This window comes from Streptomyces sp. V4I23 (assembly GCF_030817975.1).
Classification (GTDB): Bacteria; Actinomycetota; Actinomycetes; order Streptomycetales; family Streptomycetaceae; genus Streptomyces.
Genome location: NZ_JAUSZW010000004.1, coordinates 3,442,777 through 3,464,884, shown reverse-complemented (window position 1 = coordinate 3,464,884; position 22,108 = coordinate 3,442,777). Strand labels below are relative to the sequence as shown.

At 71.2% G+C, this 22,108-nt stretch carries 22 protein-coding genes; 13 read left to right on the top strand and 9 right to left on the bottom strand.

Features of this window, described 5'->3' with window-relative positions:
* Positions 1-148: 148 nt before the first annotated feature.
* From QFZ82_RS17885 to hemB, 6 genes are all read left to right on the top strand, one after another.
* Positions 149-874 (top strand): redox-sensing transcriptional repressor Rex, encoded by a 726-nt coding sequence (locus tag QFZ82_RS17885; protein WP_177148455.1) that lies wholly within the window; start codon positions 149-151, stop codon positions 872-874.
* A complete protein-coding gene (locus tag QFZ82_RS17880) occupies positions 871-2,601 on the top strand; it encodes a glutamyl-tRNA reductase (protein WP_307714127.1) in 1,731 nt (576 codons plus the stop codon). Before QFZ82_RS17885 ends, QFZ82_RS17880 begins: the two co-directional genes overlap by 4 nt.
* The gene (hemC, locus tag QFZ82_RS17875) at positions 2,598-3,557 is read left to right on the top strand and encodes a hydroxymethylbilane synthase (protein ID WP_307714125.1); all 960 of its coding nucleotides are present in this window, start codon (positions 2,598-2,600) and stop codon (positions 3,555-3,557) included. The genes QFZ82_RS17880 and hemC overlap by 4 nt, the downstream gene beginning before the upstream one ends.
* Positions 3,554-5,215, top strand: coding sequence for a uroporphyrinogen-III synthase (locus QFZ82_RS17870; RefSeq protein WP_307714124.1), 1,662 nt, complete (start codon positions 3,554-3,556; stop codon positions 5,213-5,215). Before hemC ends, QFZ82_RS17870 begins: the two co-directional genes overlap by 4 nt.
* Positions 5,216-5,298: 83 nt before the next feature.
* A complete protein-coding gene (locus QFZ82_RS17865) occupies positions 5,299-6,213 on the top strand; it encodes a class I SAM-dependent methyltransferase (protein WP_307714123.1) in 915 nt (304 codons plus the stop codon).
* A gap of 61 nt (positions 6,214-6,274) precedes the next feature.
* On the top strand, positions 6,275-7,276 hold the full coding sequence (hemB, locus tag QFZ82_RS17860) for a porphobilinogen synthase (RefSeq protein ID WP_307714122.1): 1,002 nt from the start codon (positions 6,275-6,277) through the stop codon (positions 7,274-7,276).
* Positions 7,277-7,358: 82 nt separating this feature from the next.
* Here the strand turns inward: hemB and QFZ82_RS17855 are convergent, their stop codons facing one another.
* On the bottom strand, positions 7,359-8,030 hold the full coding sequence (locus QFZ82_RS17855) for a TetR/AcrR family transcriptional regulator (RefSeq protein WP_307714121.1): 672 nt from the start codon (positions 8,028-8,030) through the stop codon (positions 7,359-7,361).
* Positions 8,031-8,128: 98 nt separating this feature from the next.
* Between QFZ82_RS17855 and QFZ82_RS17850 the strand changes: the two genes are divergently transcribed.
* From QFZ82_RS17850 to QFZ82_RS17840, 3 genes are read left to right on the top strand one after another with little or no spacing between them, the layout of a single operon-like run.
* Positions 8,129-8,290 (top strand): hypothetical protein, encoded by a 162-nt coding sequence (locus QFZ82_RS17850; RefSeq protein ID WP_307714120.1) that lies wholly within the window; start codon positions 8,129-8,131, stop codon positions 8,288-8,290.
* A 59-nt stretch (positions 8,291-8,349) separates the two neighbouring features.
* A complete protein-coding gene (locus QFZ82_RS17845) occupies positions 8,350-8,757 on the top strand; it encodes a VOC family protein (RefSeq protein WP_307714119.1) in 408 nt (135 codons plus the stop codon).
* A complete protein-coding gene (locus tag QFZ82_RS17840; protein ID WP_307714118.1) occupies positions 8,754-9,266 on the top strand; it encodes a DUF1772 domain-containing protein in 513 nt (170 codons plus the stop codon). The genes QFZ82_RS17845 and QFZ82_RS17840 overlap by 4 nt, the downstream gene beginning before the upstream one ends.
* On the opposite strand, the gene QFZ82_RS17835 is transcribed toward QFZ82_RS17840, so the two are convergent.
* Together QFZ82_RS17835 and QFZ82_RS17830 are read right to left on the bottom strand one after the other, a co-directional pair.
* Positions 9,250-9,486 carry a DUF397 domain-containing protein gene (locus tag QFZ82_RS17835; protein ID WP_307714117.1) on the bottom strand — a complete coding sequence of 79 codons (237 nt, stop codon included), beginning with the start codon at positions 9,484-9,486 and terminating at the stop codon, positions 9,250-9,252. The genes QFZ82_RS17840 and QFZ82_RS17835 overlap by 17 nt on opposite strands.
* Positions 9,483-10,307 carry a helix-turn-helix transcriptional regulator gene (locus QFZ82_RS17830; RefSeq protein ID WP_307714116.1) on the bottom strand — a complete coding sequence of 275 codons (825 nt, stop codon included), beginning with the start codon at positions 10,305-10,307 and terminating at the stop codon, positions 9,483-9,485. The genes QFZ82_RS17835 and QFZ82_RS17830 overlap by 4 nt, the downstream gene beginning before the upstream one ends.
* Before the next feature lie 113 nt (positions 10,308-10,420).
* On the opposite strand from QFZ82_RS17830, the gene QFZ82_RS17825 reads away from it, so the two are divergent.
* Entirely contained in the window at positions 10,421-10,822 is a 402-nt protein-coding gene (locus QFZ82_RS17825) for an ATP-binding protein (protein WP_307714115.1), read from the top strand.
* Between the two features lie 163 nt (positions 10,823-10,985).
* Here the strand turns inward: QFZ82_RS17825 and QFZ82_RS17820 are convergent, their stop codons facing one another.
* Positions 10,986-11,828, bottom strand: a complete 843-nt coding sequence (locus tag QFZ82_RS17820) for a glycoside hydrolase family 19 protein (RefSeq protein ID WP_373429427.1) — start codon at positions 11,826-11,828, stop codon at positions 10,986-10,988.
* Between the two features lie 319 nt (positions 11,829-12,147).
* Positions 12,148-13,035, bottom strand: coding sequence for an NAD(P)-dependent oxidoreductase (locus QFZ82_RS17815; protein ID WP_307714113.1), 888 nt, complete (start codon positions 13,033-13,035; stop codon positions 12,148-12,150).
* Positions 13,036-13,177: 142 nt separating this feature from the next.
* Between QFZ82_RS17815 and QFZ82_RS17810 the strand changes: the two genes are divergently transcribed.
* Positions 13,178-13,447 carry a DUF1876 domain-containing protein gene (locus tag QFZ82_RS17810; protein ID WP_307714112.1) on the top strand — a complete coding sequence of 90 codons (270 nt, stop codon included), beginning with the start codon at positions 13,178-13,180 and terminating at the stop codon, positions 13,445-13,447.
* Positions 13,448-13,522: 75 nt separating this feature from the next.
* Here the strand turns inward: QFZ82_RS17810 and argS are convergent, their stop codons facing one another.
* Positions 13,523-15,316, bottom strand: coding sequence for an arginine--tRNA ligase (argS, locus tag QFZ82_RS17805; RefSeq protein WP_307714111.1), 1,794 nt, complete (start codon positions 15,314-15,316; stop codon positions 13,523-13,525).
* A gap of 186 nt (positions 15,317-15,502) precedes the next feature.
* On the opposite strand from argS, the gene lysS reads away from it, so the two are divergent.
* Positions 15,503-17,251, top strand: coding sequence for a lysine--tRNA ligase (gene lysS / locus QFZ82_RS17800; RefSeq protein ID WP_307714110.1), 1,749 nt, complete (start codon positions 15,503-15,505; stop codon positions 17,249-17,251).
* Positions 17,252-17,320: 69 nt separating this feature from the next.
* Here lysS and QFZ82_RS17795 read toward each other — a convergent pair whose 3' ends face one another.
* From QFZ82_RS17795 to QFZ82_RS17785, 3 genes are all read right to left on the bottom strand, one after another.
* Positions 17,321-18,634, bottom strand: coding sequence for a DUF2637 domain-containing protein (locus QFZ82_RS17795; RefSeq protein WP_373429426.1), 1,314 nt, complete (start codon positions 18,632-18,634; stop codon positions 17,321-17,323).
* A 205-nt stretch (positions 18,635-18,839) separates the two neighbouring features.
* Positions 18,840-19,550, bottom strand: coding sequence for a DUF3558 domain-containing protein (locus tag QFZ82_RS17790; RefSeq protein WP_307714108.1), 711 nt, complete (start codon positions 19,548-19,550; stop codon positions 18,840-18,842).
* 146 nt (positions 19,551-19,696) lie between these two features.
* Positions 19,697-20,626, bottom strand: a complete 930-nt coding sequence (locus tag QFZ82_RS17785) for a DUF3558 domain-containing protein (RefSeq protein WP_307714107.1) — start codon at positions 20,624-20,626, stop codon at positions 19,697-19,699.
* Positions 20,627-20,821: 195 nt separating this feature from the next.
* On the opposite strand from QFZ82_RS17785, the gene QFZ82_RS17780 reads away from it, so the two are divergent.
* Positions 20,822-22,015, top strand: coding sequence for an RtcB family protein (locus QFZ82_RS17780; protein ID WP_307714106.1), 1,194 nt, complete (start codon positions 20,822-20,824; stop codon positions 22,013-22,015).
* The last annotated feature ends 93 nt before the right edge of the window (positions 22,016-22,108 follow it).

Here is a 22,108-nt window from a genome sequence, read left to right as displayed (position 1 = left end):
GCCACCGGATTGCGTGACCCCGGTCACTTTGCACGGACAAAGCGGACACAATCTTTGTGCACGCGTTCACAAAGACATAGCCTGCATTCGACGGGGCGGTCTTGGGACACACGGCCGCCTGCAGCCTCGCTCATCCCGCAGGAGCACCGTGGCAACTGGCCGAAATCACCGACCGGCGACCCGTAGCCGAGGAATCCCCGAGGCCACCGTCGCCCGGCTTCCGCTGTACCTGCGCGCCCTGACGGCGCTCTCGGAGCGGTCCGTGCCGACGGTCTCCTCCGAGGAGCTGGCCGCCGCCGCGGGCGTCAACTCCGCGAAGCTGCGCAAGGACTTCTCGTACCTCGGCTCGTACGGGACCCGCGGTGTCGGATACGACGTCGAGTACCTCGTCTACCAGATCTCCCGCGAGCTCGGTCTGACGCAGGACTGGCCGGTCGTCATCGTCGGTATCGGTAACCTCGGCGCCGCCCTCGCCAACTACGGCGGCTTCGCGTCCCGCGGTTTCCGGGTCGCCGCGCTGATCGACGCCGACCCGACCATGGCCGGCAAGCCCGTCGCCGGCATCCCCGTCCAGCACACGGACGAGCTCGAGAAGATCATCCGGGACAACGGGGTCTCGATCGGCGTCATCTCGACGCCCGCCGGCGCCGCCCAGCAGGTGTGCGACCGCCTGATCGCGGCCGGCGTCAGCTCCATCCTCAACTTCGCCCCCACCGTGCTGTCCGTGCCGGACGGTGTCGACGTGCGCAAGGTCGACCTCTCGATCGAGCTGCAGATCCTCGCCTTCCACGAGCAGCGGAAGGCCGGCGAGGAGGCCGAGGCCACGGGCCGGAAGGGACCCGACGGGGACATGCCCGCCGTGATGCCGGTATGAGTCTCCTCGTCGTCGGCCTGAGCCACCGCAGCGCTCCCGTGAGCGTGCTGGAGCGTGCCTCGCTGTCCCTCGATGCGCAGGTCAAGCTGCTGCACGACACCCTCGCGGCGGAGCCCGCCACGGAGGCGACGGTCCTCGCCACCTGCAACCGCATCGAGCTGTACGCGGACGTGGACAAGTTCCACGCCGGTGTCGCCGAGCTGTCCACGCTGCTCGCCCGGCACAGCGGGGTCGGGCTCGAGGAGCTCACTCCCTATCTGTACGTGCACTACGAGGACCGGGCCGTCCACCATCTCTTCTCGGTGGCCTGCGGCCTGGACTCCATGGTCGTCGGCGAGGGCCAGATCCTCGGCCAGATCAAGGACGCCCTCGCACGCGGGCAGGAGCTGCACACCGCGGGACGGCTGATCAACGACCTGTTCCAGCAGGCGCTGCGCGTCGGCAAGCGCGCCCACAGCGAGACCGGGATCGACCGGGCCGGGCAGTCGCTCGTCACCTTCGGTCTCGAACAGCTCGCCGCGGGCGAGTCCGTCGAGGCGTGGGCCGCGGACAAGCGTGCCCTGGTGATCGGCGCCGGCTCGATGTCGTCGCTCGCCGCGACGACGCTGGCGCGCCTGGGCGTACGCGAACTGGTCATCGCCAACCGGACGACGGAGCGGGCGGAGCGGCTGGCCGCGGTCCTCTCCGAGTCGGGCGGCGTGCGCGCCCACGCGGTGCCGATGGGGTCCGTCGCCGACGAACTGACACGTGCCGACGTGGCCGTCTCCTGCACCGGCGCGACGGGTCTGGTCCTGACCGCCGAAGCGGTCGCGACGGCGCTCGCGCAGCACGTGGTGCCGGAGGCCACTCCGGGCAGGGACCTGCGCGCCCCCGAGGGCAGCGTGGTCGCCCGTCTGGCCGCGGTGGCGGCCCGCGACGGCCGCGTGGCCGAACTCCCCCTGGACGGCCCCGAGGTGGTCCCGGCAGTCCCCGGCACGGTTCCGGACGCGCCCGAGGCGGGCGCCGGCACGGGACAGGCCGGTCCGGTCGCCGCCGGCCGGGTCGTCGGCGAGGACGCGGTCTTCGACGGCGCGGACGTTGCCCCAGGCTCCGAGTGCCCCGTCGGGCTCGACGACTCCCTCGCGCAGCACGGCGCCTGGGTCGACAACGCCTCCCGCACGCGCGCCGCCTCCGCCCGCACGGCCACCGTGCCGCACGCCGACGGCAACGGCCCCGTCCGGCTCGCGCTGCTCGACCTGGCCATGCCCCGGGACATCGACGCCGCCGTCCACCGCCTCGCCGGCGTACGGCTCGTGGACATCGAGTCGCTCGCCGAGGCGTCCGCCGACGTGCCCATGGCCGCCGACGTGGACCAGGTCCGCTCGATCGTCTCCGACGAGGTCGCCGCCTTCGGCGCGGCCCAGCGCGCTGCCCACATCACCCCGACCGTGGTCGCCCTGCGCACCATGGCCGCCGACGTGGTCTCCAGCGAGATGGCCCGTCTCGACGGCCGGCTCACCGGTCTCGACGAGAAGCAGCGCGCCGAGATCACCCAGACCGTGCGCCGCGTGGTGGACAAGCTCCTGCACGCGCCCACCGTGCGGGTCAAGCAGCTCGCCAGCGAGCCCGGCGGCGCCGGGTACGCGGACGCGCTGCGGACCCTCTTCGACCTCGACCCGGAGACGGTCGCCTCCGTCAGCCGGGCCGACCTGAATGACGCAGACGTCAAGAACCGAGGGCGAGTATGACCGAGAGGGCACTGAGGCTCGGGACCAGGCGCAGCAAGCTCGCCATGGCCCAGTCCGGGCATGTGGCTGAGGCGGTGCGCCGGCTGACCGGCCGCGACGTCGAGCTCGTCGAGATCACGACGTACGGGGACGTCTCCCGCGAGCACCTGGCGCAGATCGGCGGCACGGGCGTGTTCGTCGCGGCCCTGCGGGACGCGCTGCTCCGCGGCGAGGTGGACTTCGCCGTCCACTCGCTGAAGGACCTGCCCACCACGCCGCACGAGGGTCTGACACTGGCCGCGATCCCCGAGCGGGAGGACCCGCGCGACGCGCTCGTCGCCCGCGACGGCCTGACCTTCCACGAACTGCCGGACGGCGCCCGCGTCGGCACCGGTTCGCCGCGCCGCATGGCGCAGCTGAACGCGTACGCCCGCTCCCACGGGCTGCGCATCGAGACCGTGCCGATCCGCGGAAACGTCGACACCCGGATCGGATACGTACGGAACGGAGAGCTCGACGCCGTCGTGCTCGCCGCTGCCGGACTCCACCGCATCGGCAGGATCGACGAGGTCACCGACTTCCTGTCGGTCGACTTCGTCCTGCCCGCCCCCGGCCAGGGGGCCCTGGCGATCGAGTGCTCCGCGGCCGACGCGGACCTCGCCGCCGCGCTCGGGCAACTCGACGACCCGCATACGCGGGCCGCCGTGACCGCCGAGCGTTCCCTGCTCGCCGCCCTGGAGGCCGGCTGCTCCGCACCCGTGGGTGCGCTGGCCGACCTGCTGGCCGACGGCCAGGTTGCCACCGAAATGCGCCTGCGGGGGGTCGTCGGCACGACCGACGGCTCCGCGCTGGTGCAGCTGTCCACCACCGGTCCCGTACCCACGTCGCACGGCGACGCCATCGCGCTCGGTCGCGAACTCGCGTCCGAGATGCTCGCCAAGGGTGCGGCCGGTCTTATGGGGGAGCGAGCACTTTGAGCCCCACCACCTCGAACCTTCCGGCCCTCGCGGCACACGGGCACGTCACCTTCCTGGGTGCCGGTCCCGGCGACCCCGGTCTGCTGACTCTGCGCGCCGTCGAGGCGCTCGCCGACGCGGACGTGCTGATCGCCGAGCCCGCTGTCCTCGATGTCGTTCGCGGCCATGCGCGGGCAGGCGTGAGCACGCCTGAGCTGACGGTTGTTGACGACGCGTCAGCATCCGCCGGGATCCCGGTCCTCAGGGATGCGGCCAATCTTGTCATGGAGGCCGCGAGGGGCGGCAAGCGGGTCGTCCGTGCGGTGACCGGCGACCCGGGCATGGACACCGACGCCGGCCGGGAGATGCTCGCGTGCGCGTCCGCCGGCATCCCCTTCGAGGTCGTGCCCGGTGTGGCGACGGCCGTCGGCGTGCCCGCGTACGCCGGTGTCCCGCTCCGCGACGAGCAGGGCACCGACGTCCGTTTCGTCGACGCCCGCACCGCGTCCGACCGGTGCTGGACCGAGGTCGGCGCGAGCGACGGCACGGTTGTCGTCTCCACGACGCTGGAGACGGTCGCCGCCGCCGCCGGTGAACTGGTCGCCGCGGGCCGCAAGCCCGACACCCCGCTGACCGTCACCGTCGCCGGTACGACGACGCGCCAGCGCACCTGGACCGCGACGCTCGGCACCATCGCGCAGACGCTGAAGCAGGCGAAGGTGCTGCCGTCCCCCGAGGGGCACCAGCCGGTCATAGCCGTGGTCGGTGAGCGCAGCGCCGCCGCCCAGCGCGACCAGCTCGCGTGGTTCGAGTCCAAGCCGCTGTTCGGCTGGAAGGTGCTCGTGCCGCGTACCAAGGAGCAGGCGGCCTCGCTCTCCGACCAGCTTCGTTCCTACGGCGCGGTGCCGCACGAGGTCCCGACGATCGCGGTCGAACCGCCGCGTACGCCGCAGCAGATGGAGCGCGCGGTCAAGGGACTCGTGACCGGACGCTACGAGTGGATCGCCTTCACCTCGGTGAACGCGGTGAAGGCCGTGCGGGAGAAGTTCGAGGAGTACGGGCTCGACGCCCGCGCCTTCGCCGGGATCAAGGTCGCCGCGGTCGGCGAGCAGACGGCGGCCGCGCTGGTGGACTTCGGCGTGAAGCCGGACCTCGTGCCGAGCGGTGAGCAGTCCGCGGCCGGGCTGCTGGAGGACTGGCCGCCGTACGACCCGGTCTTCGACCCGATCGACCGCGTCTTCCTGCCGCGTGCCGACATCGCGACCGAGACGCTGGTCGCGGGCCTCATCGAACTCGGGTGGGAGGTCGACGACGTGACCGCCTACCGGACGGTGCGTGCGTCGCCGCCGCCGGCGGAGACCCGCGAGGCGATCAAGGGCGGCGGTTTCGACGCGGTGCTGTTCACGTCGTCGTCGACCGTGCGGAACCTCGTCGGCATCGCGGGCAAGCCGCACAACGTGACCGTCATCGCGTGCATCGGCCCCGCGACCGCGAAGACCGCGGAGGAGCACGGGCTGCGGGTCGACGTCCTGTCGCCCGAGCCGTCGGTGCACAAGCTGGCCGAGGCGCTGGCGGAGTTCGGCGCGCGGCGGCGGGCGGCTGCCGTGGAGGCGGGCGAGCACGTGACGCGCCCGTCGGAACGGCGTCCCGGCGGACGGCGGCGTCGTACGACGACGTGACGTACGCGGTGACATGAGGTGACCCGGCGTGGCCGGGCGGGAGAGGCTCCTGCCCGGCCACGCCGCGTTCTGGGGTGTTCGACATGAGGGCCCCCGAGGCGTACACCGGAAGCACGGTGGTGCTACACGAGTGGGTGACGGTCATGGGCTCCAGGACTCTGCATGTCGATCCTTCCAACGCCGAGCAGGCGCGGACCTGGGACGGTGACGAAGGGGCGTACTGGGCGGAGCACGCCCCGGACTTCGACCGGGCGGTCCACGCCTACCAGCAGCCCTTTCTGGACGCGGCGCATCTTCAGCGCGGTGAGCGGGTCCTGGACATCGGCTGCGGGGCCGGGCTGACCTCGCGTGCCGCCGCACGGCTCACCGCGGGCGGGCCCGTGCTCGGCGTCGATCTGTCCGGGCCGATGCTGAGGGTCGCCCGCCGCGAGGCGGAGCGCCAAGGGCTCGACAGTGTCCGCCACGAGCAGGCCGACGCGCAGACCTACCCCTTCGACGAGGCGTCCTTCGACGTCGCGATCAGCCGCGCCGGCAGCATGTTCTTCGCCGACCCCGTGGCCGCCTTCCGCAACATCGCCCGCGCCCTGCGGCCCGGCGGCCGGCTCGTGCTGCTCGTCTGGCAGGACATCTCCCGCAACGAGTGGTTCCGGTCGTTCGTGACCGCCCTCGCCGCCGGGCGCGACCTGAGCGCCCCGCCCCCGGACGCCCCCGGCCCGTTCTCCCTGTCCGACCCCGACGTCGTCCGCGAACGGCTCGTCGCCGCAGGCTTCCGTACGCCCCACCTGGACGACTTCGGCCTCCCGATGAACTTCGGCCGCACCCCCGACCACGCCTTCGCCTTCGTCTCCGGCATGCTCGCGTGGATGGTCGAGGACCTCGACGAGGCCGGCCGCGCCCGGGCCCACGCCGCGCTGCGCGCCGATCTCGAGGCTCACGCGACCCCCGACGGCGTCCGCTACGACTCCGCCGCCTGGGTGGTCACGGCGACGCGTCCGTAGGCCGCTCCCGCCGACGCGGTGTCGGTAATTGCCCGCCCCGGGCAGGCGTAGCGTGGCACGTATGACTGCGTACGGATCCTTCCCCGGTGCCCGCCCCCGGCGGCTCCGGACGAGCCCCGCCATGCGTCGCATGGTCGCCGAGACCCGGCTGCACCCGGCCGATCTGATCCTCCCGGCCTTCGTCCGCGAGGGCATCTCCGAGCCGGTGCCGATCCAGGCCATGCCCGGCGTCGTGCAGCACACCCGCGACACCCTCCGCAAGGCCGCCGTCGAGGCGCGCGAGGCGGGCGTCGCCGGGATCATGCTCTTCGGGGTGCCGGAGGACGCCAAGAAGGACGCGCTCGGCACGGCGGGCACCGACCCCGACGGCATCCTCCAGGTCGCCATCCGGGACGTGCGGGCCGAGGTCGGGGACGAGCTCGTCATCATGTCCGACCTGTGCCTGGACGAGTACACCGACCACGGCCACTGCGGCGTCCTCGACGCCGAAGGCCGGGTCGACAACGACGCCACGCTGGAACGTTACGCCGAGATGGCCCAGGTCCAGGCCGACGCAGGCGTCCACGTCGTCGGTCCCAGCGGCATGATGGACGGTCAGATCGGCGTCGTCCGTGACGCGCTGGACACCATCGGCAAGGAGGACGTGTCGATCCTCGCGTACACCGCGAAGTACTCGTCCGCCTTCTACGGCCCCTTCCGCGAGGCCGTCGGCTCGTCGCTGAGCGGCGACCGCAAGACCTACCAGCAGGACCCGGCCAACGTCCGCGAGTCGATGCGCGAGCTGGCGCTCGACCTCGAAGAGGGCGCCGACATGGTCATGGTCAAGCCCGCGGGCCCCTACCTGGACGTCCTGGCGAAGGTCGCGGAGTCGGTGGACGTGCCGGTCGCGGCGTACCAGATCAGCGGCGAGTACGCGATGGTCGAGGCCGCCGCCGAGAAGGGCTGGATCGATCGGGAGAAGGCCATCGCGGAGACGCTGCTCGGCATCAAGCGCGCGGGGGCGAGCATGATCCTCACCTACTGGGCGACCGAGGTCGCCCAGCGGATCGGCGCAGGTCGCTGACCAAGACTTCCCCGACGGCCCGGTGCGCGCGTGAGCACCGGGCCGTCCGCCGTTCGTGCACGGTGGTCCCGGCGCCGACCGGTCAGGCGACCGCGTAGTCGGCGAGGGCCGGTGCGAGCAGGTCGAAGGCGCGGGCGGCCTCGGCTGCGACGGTCCGCGCGATGTCGTCGTTGGATCGGCCCGCGAGGGTGAGCTCCTGGATGCGCCCGAACAGGACCCGGTGCACCGCGCCGAGCAGCGCCGCGGCCGTACGGGGAGTGATGTCGCCGGAACTCGCCCCCGTGGTCCGGGCGAGTGCTTCGGCCAGAGCCTCCTCGCGCCGGTCGTGCAGACCCCGCAGGCACGCCGAGAGGGTCGGGCTGTCGTCGATCATGCGGGAGAAGTCCGGGCCCGCGAATCCGGCGACCGGGTCCTGGGCCGCGACGGCGGCCTCGAACGCGCGGCGCAGTGCCGCGAGGGCCGATTCACCTGCGGACCGGCCTGTGACGGTGTCCGCCAGGCTCGCGACGAAAGCCTCCTGGTGGTCCAGCGCCATGTCCTCCTTGCGCGGGAAGTAGTTGGTCACCGTCTTCTTGGCGACCCGCGCGGCGTCGGCGATCTCCGCGATGGTCGTCCGCTCGAAGCCCTGGGCCATGAACAGCCTGGTCGCGTGATCGGAGATCAGCTGCCGTGTCTCGCGCTTCTTCGACTCCCGAAGACCCGCCGACGCGGCGGGCGCCGGGGCGCCCCTCACTGTGATCGTGTCGTTGCTCATGAGGGAATCTTACATCCGTAGCAATTTTATGTTGACACCCCTGGTTCGGTCGGTCTAAGTTTACGTCCAACGTAAGTTTCTATCGAGGGGAACATCGCATGCAGCGAATCGATCTCGCCCGGCTTCTCGCCGACCAGGCCGACAACCCGCCCGCCGGCGGACGGCGGCAGGGTGGCCGACGGCCCGTCCAGCTCCACCCCGCCCGGTTCCAGGACAACAACCGCCGCGTACGCAACCTCCCGCGCCGCAGCTCCTACTGACCGACCCGACCGCCCCCGTGGCGCGCCGGCTTCCCCAACCTCCGCAAAAGGACACCGCCTTGCAGATCACCGCCTCCACCGTCTCGCTCACCGTCGACGACGTGGCCGCTTCCCAGGCCTTCTTCACCACCCACCTCGGCTACCAGGAGCAGGCCGCCGCCGACGGCTTCGCCTCCCTCACCCGGGCCGACGCCGCAGTCGACATCGTCCTGCTGCGGCGCGGCATCGAGGTCCTGCCCGAAGAGCAGCGCGACCAGCACGCCCGCGGGCTGATCCTCGCCTTCACCCTCACGGGGCTGGAGGCCGAGGAGAAGCGGCTGCGCGGCGAGGGCGTCGAGATCACCATGCCGCTGCGCGAGGAGCCGTGGGGCGAGCGGCTCTTCCAGATCACCGACCCGAACGGGGTGATCGTCCAGTTCGTCGAATGGATCACCCCCGCCGCCGGCAACGCAGAGGAGAACGCATGAGAACACTGAACACCGCGGCCCTCGTGGTCTCCACGGTGGCGACCGGGCTGATGGCCGGGCTGTTCGCCGCCTTCGCGTACGCCGTCATGCCGGGCCTCGCCCGCTCGGGCGACCAGGCGTTCGTCCCGGTCATGCAGCACATCAACCGCGCCATCATCAACGGCTGGTTCCTGGTGCCGTTCCTGCTGCCGCTGCCCTTGCTCGTCCTCGCGGCGGTCCAGCCGGGGGGCGGGCACGGAGGCGCGGCCCGGTGGTGGATCGTCGCCGGGCTCGTCCTGTACATGATGGCGTTCCTGGTGACCGGCACGCAGAACGTGCCGCTCAACGACGCGCTCGACAAGGTGTCCCTCGCGGGCGACCCCGCTCAGCTCAAGGCGGCTCGGGCGGCTTTCGAGGGCACGTGGGTCAGGTGGAACACCGTCCGGGCCGTCCTGCACACCGCGGCCTTCGGCTGCCTCGCCTGGGCCCTGTACGTCCAGGGCGCACAGGGTCTCAGCGCAGGTCGCTGACGAAGGCCGTCCAGGCGGCCGGGGCGAGGCTGAGCACCGGGCCGCCGGGGGTCTTCGAGTCGCGGACGTGGACGGTGGTGGGGTGGGTGGCGACCTCGACGCAGGCGCCGCCCTCGTCGCCGCTGTGGCTCGACTTGTGCCAGTTGTACGCCACTTCCAGGCAGGCGCCGCCCTCGCTGCCGCTGTAGCTGGACTTGAACCACTTCAGTGCGGTGCTCATTGCTCTCCCAGCAGCCGGTCCAACAGGCCCGTGCTGTCTTCCGGGTTGAGGGCCTGTGCCCGCAGCATCGCATACTTCTGCGCCAGGATGCTGACCTCGTCGGGGTCCGTGAGCAGCTGGCTCCCGCGCTGCCCCTCGGCGTAACCGAGGAGCTGGTGATCAGGAGTCTCGACCAGGATGAAGGGGCCGTCCAACCCCGCATGGCAGGTGCGGCCGAACGGCATCACTTGCAGCGAGACGCCCGGCAGTTCGGCGCACGCGCGTAAGTGACGCACCTGCTCCTCGTACACGTCGTCGCCGCCGATGCGGTCCATGAGGATGGCCTCCCACATCACGAAGCTGATCGTCGGCGGCCGGGTCCGCGCCAGGATCTCCTGGCGTGCGACGCGCGCGGCGACCTGTGCCTCGATCTCGTCCGCGTTGAAGACGGGCACCCGGCTGCGGAAGACACCGCGCGCGTAGCGCTCGGTCTGGAGCAGGCCCGGGACGACCTGGTTGTCGTACCAGGACAGCGCGATCGCCTCCCGCTCCAGGTCCATGTACTCCTCCGCCCACGCCGGGATCAGGTCCACCTCCGGCATGTGCTCGACCGCCACCGACAGCGCGCCCTTGGTGTCGAGGCGGTCGTCGAGTCTCTGCGCGAGGTCCGGCTTCAGCGGACGACGGCCCTGTTCGATCGAGGCGACCGTCTCCTCCGCGAGGCTGAACGCCGTCGCGAGTTCGCGTTGGGTGAGGCCGGCGGCCTCGCGGAAGCGGGCGAGCTGGCGGCCGACCATGCGCATCGCCGAGGCGTTCTTCCGGTGGCGTCTCCTGGGGTGCATACCTCACCAACTCCCCGGGCGCCTCCGTACGTTACGCCTCGCCGACCCGTACAAATGAAACGTACGGGTCGACGGGGTGCTGCCGGGCCGTCACGCGACGCGACGCTCGTCCCGTGGACAAGACGATGCAACACGAGGACCTGCGCGAGCTGTTCTGCCGACGCGAGCGCCGCTCCGTCGCGGCGGCACGGGAGTTCGCCCGCGCGACGCTCACGGCGTGGGAGTGGGGCGCGCGGGCCGACGATGTCACCTTCTGCGTGAGCGAGCTCGCGACGAACGCGCTGGTGCACGGCGTACCGCCGGGGCGCGGATACCTGCTGCGGATGTGGCTGTACGAACGCGGCTCTGTGCTGCGGGTCGAGGTGCACGACAGCGGCGAGGGGGAGCCGTGCGTGCGACAGCCGGACGGGGAGTCGGGGCGCGGTCTGCTGCTGGTGGCCGCGCTGGCCGACGGGTGGGGCGTGGGGCCGCGCGAGCCGGGCAAGGTGGTGTGGTGCGAGTTCGCGCGGCCGTGAACCGGGCGCCTTACGACGCGTCGAGCACCGTGCCGGTGAGGACGGGGCCCTGCGGCTCGCCCTCCTCCGGGTGCCTGTGCCGTCGCGTGCGCATGGAGCGGCCGCGGACCCGGGGTGTGTGTGCTCCCGGGGCCGCGGCCCGTTCATGAGGTGACCGGGACGGTCAGCAGTACAGGTTGCCGCCCGGGGACACACCCAGGATCTGAGTGAACCGCTGGTAGTTGTTGACGCGGCTCTGGACCTGCGCCGGGTTCTTGCCGTCGCACTCCAGGGAGCCGTTGATGGAGCGGATGGTCTGGCCGAAGCCCGCCTGGTTGACCATCGCGTTGTGCGGGGTCATGGTGCCGGGGCCGGTCTGGGTGTTCCAGTACCAAAGGCCCGTCTTCCAGGCCACGGCCGCCTCGCGCTCCACGCGCCACGGGTTGTTCAGCAGGTCGATGCCGAGCGCGTCGCCCGCGGCCTTGTAGTTGAAGTTCCAGCTGAGCTGGATGGGTCCGCGTCCGTAGTACGCCGCCTGGCCGGCCGGGCAGCCGTACGGCTGGCTCCGGTCGCAGTAGTGCGGGTAGTTGGCGGTGTTCTGCTCGACGATGTGGACGAGCCCGCCGGTCTCGTGGCTCACGTTGGCCAGGAAGGCGGCGGCCTCCTGCTTCTTCACCGTGTCGCTGCCGGTGTTGGCGAAGCCGGGGTAGGCGCTCAGGGCCGCGGTGAGGCCGCTGTACGTGTAGAAGGAATTCCGGTTCGGGAACATCTGGTTGAACTGGGCCTCGCTCACCACGAAGCCGGACGGCGACGGCGTGGACCCGCCGCAGTTGTACGGGTCCCAGTACCAGGTGCTGATCGTCGGGTCGTAACCCGGGTTGTCGTGCTCGGCGATGTAGTAGGCGCCGTTGTATCTGACAACGTTGCCAGTCGTGTACCAGGCGCCCTGCTGCCAGTTGGGGGCGGTGTCGCAGGGTGAGGCGGCGGAGGCGGAAGGCATCAGGGCCCCGGCGAGGCCGGTGGCCATGAGGACCGCGGCCAGCAGAGCCGCGAGGCGTGTTCTCAGCACTCGATCACTCCTTTGAGCGCAACGACTCGCCTCGGAGGGCGAGTTGGCCTCCGGGCGAGCCGCGGTGGGGGGCTGTGCCGCCTACTCAAGCGCGATGTCATGGTCGAGTCAAGGTATAGACCAATGAGAACCGCGGGTAACATTCACATTCGGTCGTTACGGAACAGGCGCCACCCTGCCGGCAGTCGGTTCCACCGGTACGTCGAGTGCTCCGTGTTCGCGCCCCCGTGGATCACCGTGCCGGCGACGGTAGCCGTCGGCACCGACAACCGGGCGTTCAGCCCTCGTCGTCGAGCATCTCCACGAGCCGGGACAGGCCGTCGGCGGAGTGGCCTTCGGCGATCGAGCGGTCGAGGAGCTTCTGGAACGGCTCGAACAGCTCCATGCTGATGCCCTGTTCGCGGTAGGTGGTCGTGAGGTTCGGGAAGGCGGCCTGGTTGACGGCGAGGCTGGAGACGTCCGTGAGGTGACGGCCGGAGTCGACGGCCTCGGCGATGCCCGGCACGACACCGTCGAGCATCGCGCAGACCCAGGCGTGCAGCGGCCCCGCGAACTCCGAGGCGGTGACCCCCGCCGAGCGGACCAGCGCGAGGGCCTGGGTCACGCCGATGAGCATCCCGTACATGCCGGTCAGCAGCGCCAGGTCGTGCAGAGCGGCGCGACCGGGATCCGTACCGACCCACTTCGTGCCGCCGAACGCGGCGAGCACCGGCTCGTGTGTCTCGTACGCCTGCTCGTCGCCGCTGTAGAGGACGTACGCGGCCGGGGTCGCGATCATCTGCGGGACGGCCATGATGCCGCCGTCGATGTAGCGGGCGCCCTGCTTGTGCGCGTACGCCGCGAGGTCGCGGGCCTGGGCGGGCGTCCCGTTGGTGAGGTTGACCAGCACCGTGCCGGTGAGGTCGGCCGGCGCCAGCGCCTCGCGGACGTCGTCGTTCGTCGTCAGGCACACGATCACGAGCGGGCTCGCGGCCACCGCGTCGGCGACGGTGGAGGCGGGCAGCGCGCCCTGGGCGACCAGCGGGCCCGTCTTCGCGCTGGTTCTGTTCCACACGGTGACGGAGTGGCCCGCGCGCAGGAGGGCGGCGGCAAGGGCGGAGCCCATCAGGCCGAGGCCCAGCACGGAGACATGGCTGACCTGCGTGTTCTCAGATGTCGAAGGCATGCCTCGATCCTTGTCCGGCCCGGATGACCGGACAAGTACCGACTGAAAAGTCAGATACGCACCAACTGGTAAGTGCTGTGGTGATCAGCGGACGTGCGGCGCACCCTGGAAGGGGTACGCGTACCGCTGGAGGTGATCCGCCATGAAGACACTCGTCGGATGGCACATCGAGATGGAGTTCCAGGAGGAAGGCGACCGGACCAGGGCGGCCGCCATGGTGAGGCTCGGTGACGGGACGGAATACCGGGGACACGGAAGCGCGAATCGTCACCACTCCGACCAGCCGCAGCTGCTGGTCGGCGAGGAGATCGCGGGTGCCCGCGCCCTGATGGACCTCGCGTCCCAGCTGCTGCAGAAGGCGCACACGGAGATCGACGAGGCGTCCGGGAGGACGTCGCACCCGATCCGCTGACCGGCGCACGCAAGGGGGCCGTGAGCTGCTCACCAGCAGCTCACGGCCCCCTCTCGCGCGTCGCCGCGCGGTCGCTCAGAGGCGCTCGGGCGTGCGGATGCCCAGCAGCGCCATGCCCTGGTGCAGTGTGCGGCCCGTGAGGTCGACGAGGAAGAGGCGGTTCTCCACGAGCTCCGCCGGGTTGTCGTCGCTCAGCACCTGGCACTGGTCGTAGAACGTGGTCAGGTGCGAGGCCAGCTGGTAGAGGTAGGCGGCCAGCTTGTGCGGCTCGTACGCCGACGCCACCTCCGCCAGCACCTCGCCGAACTGGTCCAGGTGCAGACCCAGCGCCCGCTCCGCCGGGGCCAGTTCGAGCTCGGGGTGGGCGACCAGGCGGCGGTCACCCGCGTTCCGCTTGATCGACTGGATACGGGCGTACGCGTACTGGAGGTAGACCGAGGTGTCGCCGTTGAGCGAGACCATCTGGTCCAGGTCGAACTTGTAGTCGCGCACCGCGGACGTCGACAGGTCGGCGTACTTGACCGCGCCGATGCCCACGTACCGGCCGTTGTCGGCGACCTCCTGGTCGGTCAGGCCGACCTTCTCCCGCTTCTCGGCGACGACGGCCGTCGCCCGGTCGATCGCCTCGTCGAGCAGGTCCACCAGCCGGACCGTCTCGCCCTCACGGGTCTTGAACGGCTTGCCGTCCTTGCCGAGCACGGTGCCGAAGGCGAGCTGCACGGCCTTGACCTTGTCACCGAGCCAGCCGGCCCGCCGCGCGGTCTCGAAGACCATCTTGAAGTGCAGGGACTGACGGGCGTCCACCACGTACAGCAGGGTGGAGGCGTCCAGGTTCTGCACGCGGTCGCGGATGGCGGACAGGTCGGTGGCCGCGTAGCCGTAGCCGCCGTTGGACTTCCTGACGATGAGCGGGACCGGGTTGCCGTCGGGGCCCTTCACGTCGTCGAAGAAGACGCACAGCGCGCCCTCGGAGCGCACGGCGACACCGGACTCCTCGAGGATGCGGCACGTCTCGTCGAGCATGTCGTTGTAGCCGGACTCGCCGACGACGTCGGGATCGCGGATCTCCATGTCGAGCTTGTCGAAGACCGAGTAGAAGTAGATCTTCGACTCGTCCACGAACTTCTGCCACAGCGCGAGGGTCTCCTCGTCGCCCGACTGGAGCGCCACCACGCGGTCCCGCGAGCGGGCCTTGAACTCCTCGTCGGAGTCGAAGAGGGCACGGGCCGCCTTGTAGAGGCGGTTCAGGTTGGACATCGCCTCCTCGCCGGAGGCGCCGTCCTTGTGGTCCAGCTCGTGCGGGTGCTCGATCAGGTACTGGATGAGCATGCCGAACTGGGTGCCCCAGTCGCCGATGTGGTGCCGCCGCACCACCCGCTCGCCCGAGAACTCCAGGATCCGCACCATCGCGTCGCCGATCACCGCGGAACGCAGATGGCCGACGTGCATCTCCTTGGCCACGTTCGGCTGGGCGTAGTCGATCACCGTCGTGCCGGGCTCGGCGGCCGTCGGCACGCCGAGCCGGGCGTCCGCGGCGCGGGCGGCCAGCGTCTCGGTGATCGCCTTGTCGGTCACCGTGATGTTCAGGAAGCCGGGGCCGGAGACCTCGATGTCCCGCAGCACGTCGTTCGCGCCGATCGCCTCGACGACCTTGGTCGCCAGCTCGCGCGGGTTGCCCTTGAGCCGCTTCGCGAGCGCCAGGATGCCGTTGGCCTGGAAGTCGGCCCGGTCGCTTCGTCGCAGCATGGGGTCTCCCCAGCCCGAAGGGCGAGGGGAAGGGTCGGCGAGCTCGGTCTTCCGCAGCGCTGCTGCCAGGGCGTCCGCGAGACGCTGCTGCACGGTCGAAGCGAGGGAAGGGACCGAGGCCATGAGCTTCCGTTCCTGTCGAGGGGGATGTTCCAGTGGTCAAGTGTCCCATGGCCGGGCAACCGGTTTGCCGGGACGCGGGGCGCGTCCCGGCGCGGCGCGGGAACTCTGTGGGATCCGGTTTCCCGGTCTGGGAGAATGGTGTACGCGAGTTTCCCGACGTATTTCCGACCCCGAGGAATCAAGGACGTGCCGACCGTGGCTCAGAGCAGCACCGAGACCGACTGGGTCTCCCGTTTCGCGGACGAGGTCATCGCCGAGTCGGAGCGACGTGCGCCTGGCAAACCGGTCGTCGTCGCCTCCGGACTGTCGCCCTCCGGCCCCATCCACCTGGGCAACCTCCGTGAGGTCATGACCCCGCACCTGGTCGCCGACGAGATCCGGCGCCGCGGGTACGAGGTCCGTCACCTGATCTCCTGGGACGACTACGACCGCTACCGCAAGGTCCCGAAGGGGATCGACGGCGTCGACGAGTCCTGGGCCGAGCACATCGGCAGGCCGCTGACCTCGGTCCCCGCGCCGAAGGGCTCCTCCTTCCCGAACTGGGCGGAGCACTTCAAGGCCGCGATGACCGAGTCCCTGGCCGAGCTGGGCGTCGAGTACGACGGCATCAGCCAGACCGCGCAGTACACCTCCGGCGCCTACCGCGAGCAGGTCCTGCACGCGATGAGGCACCGCGGCGACATCGACGCGATCCTCGCCCAGTACCGCACCAAGAAGGACCCGAAGGCGCAGGCCGAGGCCCAGGCGAAGAAGTCGCAGAAGCCGGTCGACGAGGCCGAGCTGGAGGCCGCCGAGGGCTCCGGCGCGGCGGCGGAGGACGACGGCACCGGCTCCGCGGGCTACTTCCCGTACAAGCCGTACTGCGGCTCGTGCGACAAGGACCTGACCACGGTCACGGCGTACGACGACGACACCACCGAGATGACGTACACCTGCACCGCGTGCGGGTTCTCGGAGACGGTCCGGCTGAGCGAGTTCAACCGCGGCAAGCTGGTCTGGAAGGTCGACTGGCCGATGCGCTGGGCGTACGAGGGCGTGGTCTTCGAACCGTCCGGCGTCGACCACTCGTCCCCGGGCTCGTCGTTCCAGGTCGGCGGCCAGATCGTCTCGATCTTCGACGGCAGGCAGCCGATCGGCCCCATGTACGCCTTCGTCGGCATCTCCGGCATGGCGAAGATGTCGTCGTCCCGCGGTGGCGTGCCCACCCCGGCCGACGCGCTGAAGATCATGGAGCCCCAGCTGCTGCGCTGGCTGTACGCCCGCCGCCGGCCCAACCAGTCCTTCAAGATCGCCTTCGACCAGGAGATCCAGCGGCTGTACGACGAGTGGGACAAGCTGGAGGCCAAGGTCGCCGACGGCACCGTCCTGCCCGCCGACGCCGCCGCCTACTCCCGCGCCGCCCGCACCGCCGCCGGCGACCTGCCGCGCACGCCGCGCCCGCTGCCGTACCGCACGCTCGCCTCGGTCGTCGACATCACCGCCGGCCACGAGGACCAGACGCTGCGCATCCTCAGCGAGCTGGACCCGGCGAACCCGGTCACGGACCTCGACGAGGTCCGGCCGCGGCTGGACCGCGCCGAGAGCTGGATCTCGACGCACGTCCCGGCCGACGCGCGGACCGTCGTGCGCTCCGAGCCCGACACCGAGCTGCTCGGCTCGCTGGACGACGAGGGCCGCGAGTCGCTGCGGCTGCTGCTGGAGGGGCTCGACACGCACTGGTCCCTGGACGGGCTCACCACGCTCGTCTACGGAGTGCCGAAGGTCATGGCCGGCCTCACGCCGGACGCCAAGCCGACGCCGGAGCTGAAGGTCGCCCAGCGCGCCTTCTTCGCGCTGCTGTACCGCCTGCTGGTCAGCCGCGAGACCGGCCCGCGCCTGCCCACGCTGCTGCTCGCCGTCGGCGCCGACCGCGTGCGCAAGCTGCTCGGGGCCTGATCACCCCGGCGTACGCGGAAGGGCCCTCACCCCGCACGGGGTGAGGGCCCTTCCGCATGGGGCCGTTCCTCAGGCGATGTGCTCGGCCTCGAGATCGGCCTGATGGCGCTTCTGGAGGCCCGGCATCAGTCGCTTGAGCAGGGCAGTGCTGTTCGGGTGCCGGACGCCGTACCGGTCGGCGAGAAGTATGTCGAGCGTCCGGGCGTTCGGATAGACCTGGTGCTCGTCCACGTAGTCCTTGTACGCCGGGTACGCCAGCTCCTCGAACTCCTTGTCCTCCGGCGTGAACTCGGCCACCGCCTCCGGCTCCGGCACGGGCTGCGCGTACTGCTCCTCGTACCCCTGGGCGTACGGCTGGTCGAACGCCTGCGGGTCGGGACCCGTCCCGAGCGGGCGCGTACGGCCGCCGGGGCCCGCGGGGACCGGCACCGGCACGGGCTCGAAACCCTCGACGTACGTCGGGTCGTACGTGCCCTGGTAGGCATCCTGCGCGGCCTGCGACGCGGCGAACCAGGGGCTCTCGTAGGCGCCCGGGGCCTGGGGCCCCTCCGCCCGCGCCTGCTGCTCGTCGGCGGTCTCCTCCACGGGCAGCGCCGACGGCTCGCCGGCGATCGCCTCCCGCGGGCCCGGACGCCGCCCGGCGCCGGTCGGCAGCTCGGGCTGGCCGGCCTGCGTCGTCACCGGCGCGGGCGGGAGCAGCGCCGGCTCGATGCCCGCGGCCGCGAGACCCGCCGGGGCCGTCTCGGCCAGCGGAACGCCGTACTTCGCCAGCCGCAGCGGCATCAGCGCCTCGACGGGCGCCTTGCGGCGCCACGCCCGGCCGAAGCGCGCCTGAAGACGGGCCTGGTAGATCAGCCGGTCCTGCTCCAGCTTGATCACCTGCTCGTAGCTGCGCAGCTCCCACAGCTTCATCCGCCGCCACAGCCTGAACGTCGGCACGGGCGAGAGCAGCCAGCGCGTGAGCCGCACGCCCTCCATGTGCTTGTCCGCCGTGATGTCCGCGATCCGGCCCACCGCGTGGCGAGCCGCCTCCACGGCGACGACGAACAGCACCGGGATCACCGCGTGCATGCCGACACCGAGCGGGTCGGGCCAGGCGGCCGCGCCGTTGAACGCGATCGTCGCGGCCGTCAGCAGCCACGCCGTCTGACGCAGCAGCGGGAACGGTATGCGCATCCACGTCAGCAGCAGATCGAGCGCCAGCAGCACACAGATGCCCGCGTCGATACCTATGGGGAAGACGAGGGAGAAGTCGCCGAACCCCTTGCTCTCCGCGAGCTCGCGCACCGCGGCGTACGACCCCGCGAAGCCGATCGCGGCAATGATCAGCGCTCCCGCGACGACGACACCGATGAGCACTCGGTGCGTGCGCGTCAGCTGCATCGCGGCCACGGCGTTCCCCTCCCCATCCATAATCTGCGGGGCACAGCCTGGCACATGCCCCCGGAGTCCGTCCCTCCGCCCTCGGTACGGCAAAGGGCGGAAGGCGACGGGCAGTCGGCCGAAGCCGGCCGGAAGGACGTCGGCACCGGTGGGGGAACGGTGTGCCGGCGAACGGGACCGGCTCGGCGCACCGTCCGCCCGTCGGCTACTTGTTGGCCGTGGCCACGGAGGCGACGGCCTCCTTCGCCGCCTTCAGCGCGTCCTTCGTCAGGTCCCCGGACGAGGGGTTCTTCGCGCCCGCGTAACCGGTGCCGTTGTAGGTGAGCGTCACCAGACCGTTCTCGGTACGCGCCACGACCACCGCGTACGTGAAGTTCTCACCGGTCTTCTTCAGCGTGTAGTTGATGGTGGTCGCCTCGTCGCCGATGCCGGGCGCCGGGCTGGACTTCACGTCCTTCGCGCCCTCGGTCGCCTGCGTCTTGGCGACCTCCTTCGCGTAGTTGTCCTTCGCGCGCTGCTCACCGCTGACGGCGAGCGTGGCGTCGGAGTCGTAACGCAGAAAGGAGACGTCCAGCCAGCGGTACTGCGAACCCTCCACACCGTTGTCGTCCAGGCCGTTCCAGGAGCAGCTGCCACGGCTGCCGGCGTCGGAGGACCGGCCGGCCGCACCGGACTTCGCGCCCGGCACCAGGTCCTTGACCGTCTTGCGGGCGATCGACTCGCACGGGTCGGGCAGCTTCGTGAACTTCGCGGGCGCGACCTCCGGCGTCTTCTTCGCCTCGGGGGTGCGGGAGGCGGACGCCGAACCCTCGGGCTTGCCGTCACCGGAGTCCGAGGAGCAGCCGGCGACGACGAGCATCACCGGAACGGCTGCGCAGGCGAGTATGCGGGTGAGTCGCGGGGCTGAACGGTGCATGGTTCCTTCACTCGGTCGTTCGGTCTGTCCGTCGGGCGTCGGGTCCGTCAGGCCGGTCACGGCCGTCACGGCCGCCAGGCCACCGTACGCGGCCGCGCGGCGGCGGGGGCCCGGCCGCCGGACCGGCAGCCGGCCGCCGCGGCCGGTCACTCGTCGAAGAGCTCCGCCAGCCGGCGGGCCACACTCTGCGCCTTTTCCTGCAGTTCCTTGCTGTCCGGGACCTCCGCCGCCGGCGCCGGCTGCTCGGCGTAGACGACCGTGACGATCACGTTCGATGTGCGGAACACCACGCTCACGGTGCGGCGCTGCGCGGTGGACCCGGCACGGTCGAGCACGTCGTCGATGAAGGCGGCGTCGCCGAGCCCCTCCAGGACGCGCGGCTCGAGCCCCGTGGTGGACCCGCCCGGGGACGGGCTGCCGCCGGCGCCCTCCGCGGAGCCGCCGGGGGAGGCGTCGCCCGACGGCTGTCCGGAGCTCGGCGGGTCCTCGGGGGACTCGGACTCCTCGGCCTCGCCCCCTGGCCTGCCTGTCTTTCCGGCCTGGACCTCCAGGTCCGGGGTCGCGCCCGGTCCGGTGCTCGCGCCGGCGCTCGCGGTGGGCGAGACGGTGGCTTCGGGGCCGGGGATGACGGGCACGGAGGTCGCGGACTGCTTCTTCGTGAACACCTCCTGCGCCCGGGTGTCGTCGCTGACGGCCGGGTCGTAGGAGACGACCCGCTCGAAGTCGACCCGCAGCTGGTGGGAGGAGTCCGGCGCCTGCCCCTTCCAACTGCAGGCGGCACGGCGGTCGGTGTCGTACGTCACGGCCGGCGTACCGCCGAGCACCTGCTGCTGCTGGTCCTGGGGGAGCGTGAGCACGCCGGGCAGCAGGTTCTTCAGGGTGTTCCGCTCGACGGAGCCGCAGGGCTCCAGCAACGTGCGGTATCTGCCGGGAGGTGCGGCCGAGGCCGGGGCGCCGTTGGCCTTGGCGTCGGGCGCCGAACCGTCGTCCCCACCGCCCGAGGTGCAGCCGGTGAGGCCGGTGACCAGCGCCGCGAGGAGCGCCGCCGCGCCGGGGACGTACGCCTTGCGTTGCACGTGCCTGGCTCCCTTCTCCATGGGTCCCTCTGTCCGGTCCGCGCCGTCGCGCCGGGGAAAAACGGTTGTCGGCCGCTGAGGGCCGATGGACACAATGTCTATCGCACGCGCTGCCCCGGATGCTGGTCCGCCGAGTCTTACGCGGTCATTGGCCGGGCATTTGCGTTACATGTCTTTCGGGGGAATTGAGGAGTTATGTCGTTTGTAGAGGTGCCGGGCGCGAAGGTCCCGATCCGGATGTGGACCGACCCCGCGACGGTCGAGGACGTGGCGATGCGGCAGTTGCAGAACGTCGCCACGCTGCCCTGGATCAAGGGCCTCGCCGTCATGCCGGACGTCCACTACGGCAAGGGCGCGACGGTCGGCTCGGTGATCGCGATGCACGGCGCGGTGTGCCCGGCGGCGGTCGGTGTGGACATCGGCTGCGGCATGTCGGCGGTGAGGACGTCCCTGACGGCGAACGACCTGCCCGGCGACCTCTCCCGCCTGCGCTCCAGGATCGAGCAGGCGATCCCCGTGGGCCGGGGCATGCACGACGAGATGGTGGACCCGACGCAGGTGTTCGGCTTCCCGGCGGGGGGCTGGGACGACTTCTGGGACCGTTTCGACGGGGTGGCGGACGCGGTCAAGTTCCGCCGGGAGCGGGCGACGAAGCAGATGGGGACGCTGGGCAGCGGAAACCACTTCTGCGAGGTGTGCATCGACGACCAGGGGTCGGTCTGGCTGATGCTGCACTCCGGCTCCCGGAACATCGGCAAGGAGCTGGCCGATCACCACATCGGCGAGGCGCAGAAGCTGCCGCACAACCAGGGCCTGGTCGACCGTGACCTCGCGGTGTTCGTCTCGGACACCCCGGAGATGCACGCCTACCGGAACGACCTCTTCTGGGCGCAGGAGTACGCGAAGTACAACCGCGCGATCATGATGGGGCTCCTCCAGGAGGTCGTGCGCCGCGAGTTCCGCAAGGCGAAGGTGACGTTCGATCCGGTCATCTCCTGCCACCACAACTACGTGGCGGAGGAGCGGTACGAGGGCATGGACCTGCTGGTCACCCGCAAGGGTGCGATCCGGGCGGGCTCCGGCGACTACGGGATCATCCCGGGGTCGATGGGCACCGGCTCGTACATCGTGAAGGGCCTCGGGAACGAAGCCTCCTTCAACTCCGCTTCCCACGGCGCGGGCCGCAAGATGAGCCGCAACGCGGCGAAGCGGCGCTTCTCGACGCGGGACCTGGAGGAGCAGACGCGCGGGGTCGAGTGCCGCAAGGACTCGGGTGTGGTCGACGAGATCCCGGGCGCGTACAAGCCGATCGAGAAGGTGATCGACCAGCAGAGGGACCTGGTCGAGGTGGTGGCGAAGCTCAAGCAGGTCGTCTGCGTGAAGGGCTGAGGCGGCCGCTGTGGGCCCCGGACCGGGAGCGGTCCGGGGCCTTCACGTGTGCCCGGTGCCCAGGCCGTGCGGTGGCCGCGGTCGTCAGGTGGC

Bases quoted from the DNA above. Each gene is read 5' to 3' on its own strand.
- QFZ82_RS17880 (WP_307714127.1), top strand. From the start codon at position 871: ATGAGTCTCCTCGTCGTCGGCCTGAGCCACCGCAGCGCTCCCGTGAGC.
- hemC (WP_307714125.1), top strand. From the start codon at position 2,598: ATGACCGAGAGGGCACTGAGGCTCGGGACCAGGCGCAGCAAGCTCGCC.
- QFZ82_RS17865 (WP_307714123.1), top strand. From the start codon at position 5,299: ATGAGGGCCCCCGAGGCGTACACCGGAAGCACGGTGGTGCTACACGAG.
- hemB (WP_307714122.1), top strand. From the start codon at position 6,275: ATGACTGCGTACGGATCCTTCCCCGGTGCCCGCCCCCGGCGGCTCCGG.
- QFZ82_RS17855 (WP_307714121.1), bottom strand. From the start codon at position 8,030: ATGAGCAACGACACGATCACAGTGAGGGGCGCCCCGGCGCCCGCCGCG.
- QFZ82_RS17850 (WP_307714120.1), top strand. From the start codon at position 8,129: ATGCAGCGAATCGATCTCGCCCGGCTTCTCGCCGACCAGGCCGACAAC.
- QFZ82_RS17840 (WP_307714118.1), top strand. From the start codon at position 8,754: ATGAGAACACTGAACACCGCGGCCCTCGTGGTCTCCACGGTGGCGACC.
- QFZ82_RS17835 (WP_307714117.1), bottom strand. From the start codon at position 9,486: ATGAGCACCGCACTGAAGTGGTTCAAGTCCAGCTACAGCGGCAGCGAG.
- QFZ82_RS17830 (WP_307714116.1), bottom strand. From the start codon at position 10,307: ATGCACCCCAGGAGACGCCACCGGAAGAACGCCTCGGCGATGCGCATG.
- QFZ82_RS17820 (WP_373429427.1), bottom strand. From the start codon at position 11,828: ATGGCCACCGGCCTCGCCGGGGCCCTGATGCCTTCCGCCTCCGCCGCC.
- QFZ82_RS17815 (WP_307714113.1), bottom strand. From the start codon at position 13,035: ATGCCTTCGACATCTGAGAACACGCAGGTCAGCCATGTCTCCGTGCTG.
- QFZ82_RS17810 (WP_307714112.1), top strand. From the start codon at position 13,178: ATGAAGACACTCGTCGGATGGCACATCGAGATGGAGTTCCAGGAGGAA.
- argS (WP_307714111.1), bottom strand. From the start codon at position 15,316: ATGGCCTCGGTCCCTTCCCTCGCTTCGACCGTGCAGCAGCGTCTCGCG.
- QFZ82_RS17795 (WP_373429426.1), bottom strand. From the start codon at position 18,634: ATGCAGCTGACGCGCACGCACCGAGTGCTCATCGGTGTCGTCGTCGCG.
- QFZ82_RS17790 (WP_307714108.1), bottom strand. From the start codon at position 19,550: ATGCACCGTTCAGCCCCGCGACTCACCCGCATACTCGCCTGCGCAGCC.
- QFZ82_RS17780 (WP_307714106.1), top strand. From the start codon at position 20,822: ATGTCGTTTGTAGAGGTGCCGGGCGCGAAGGTCCCGATCCGGATGTGG.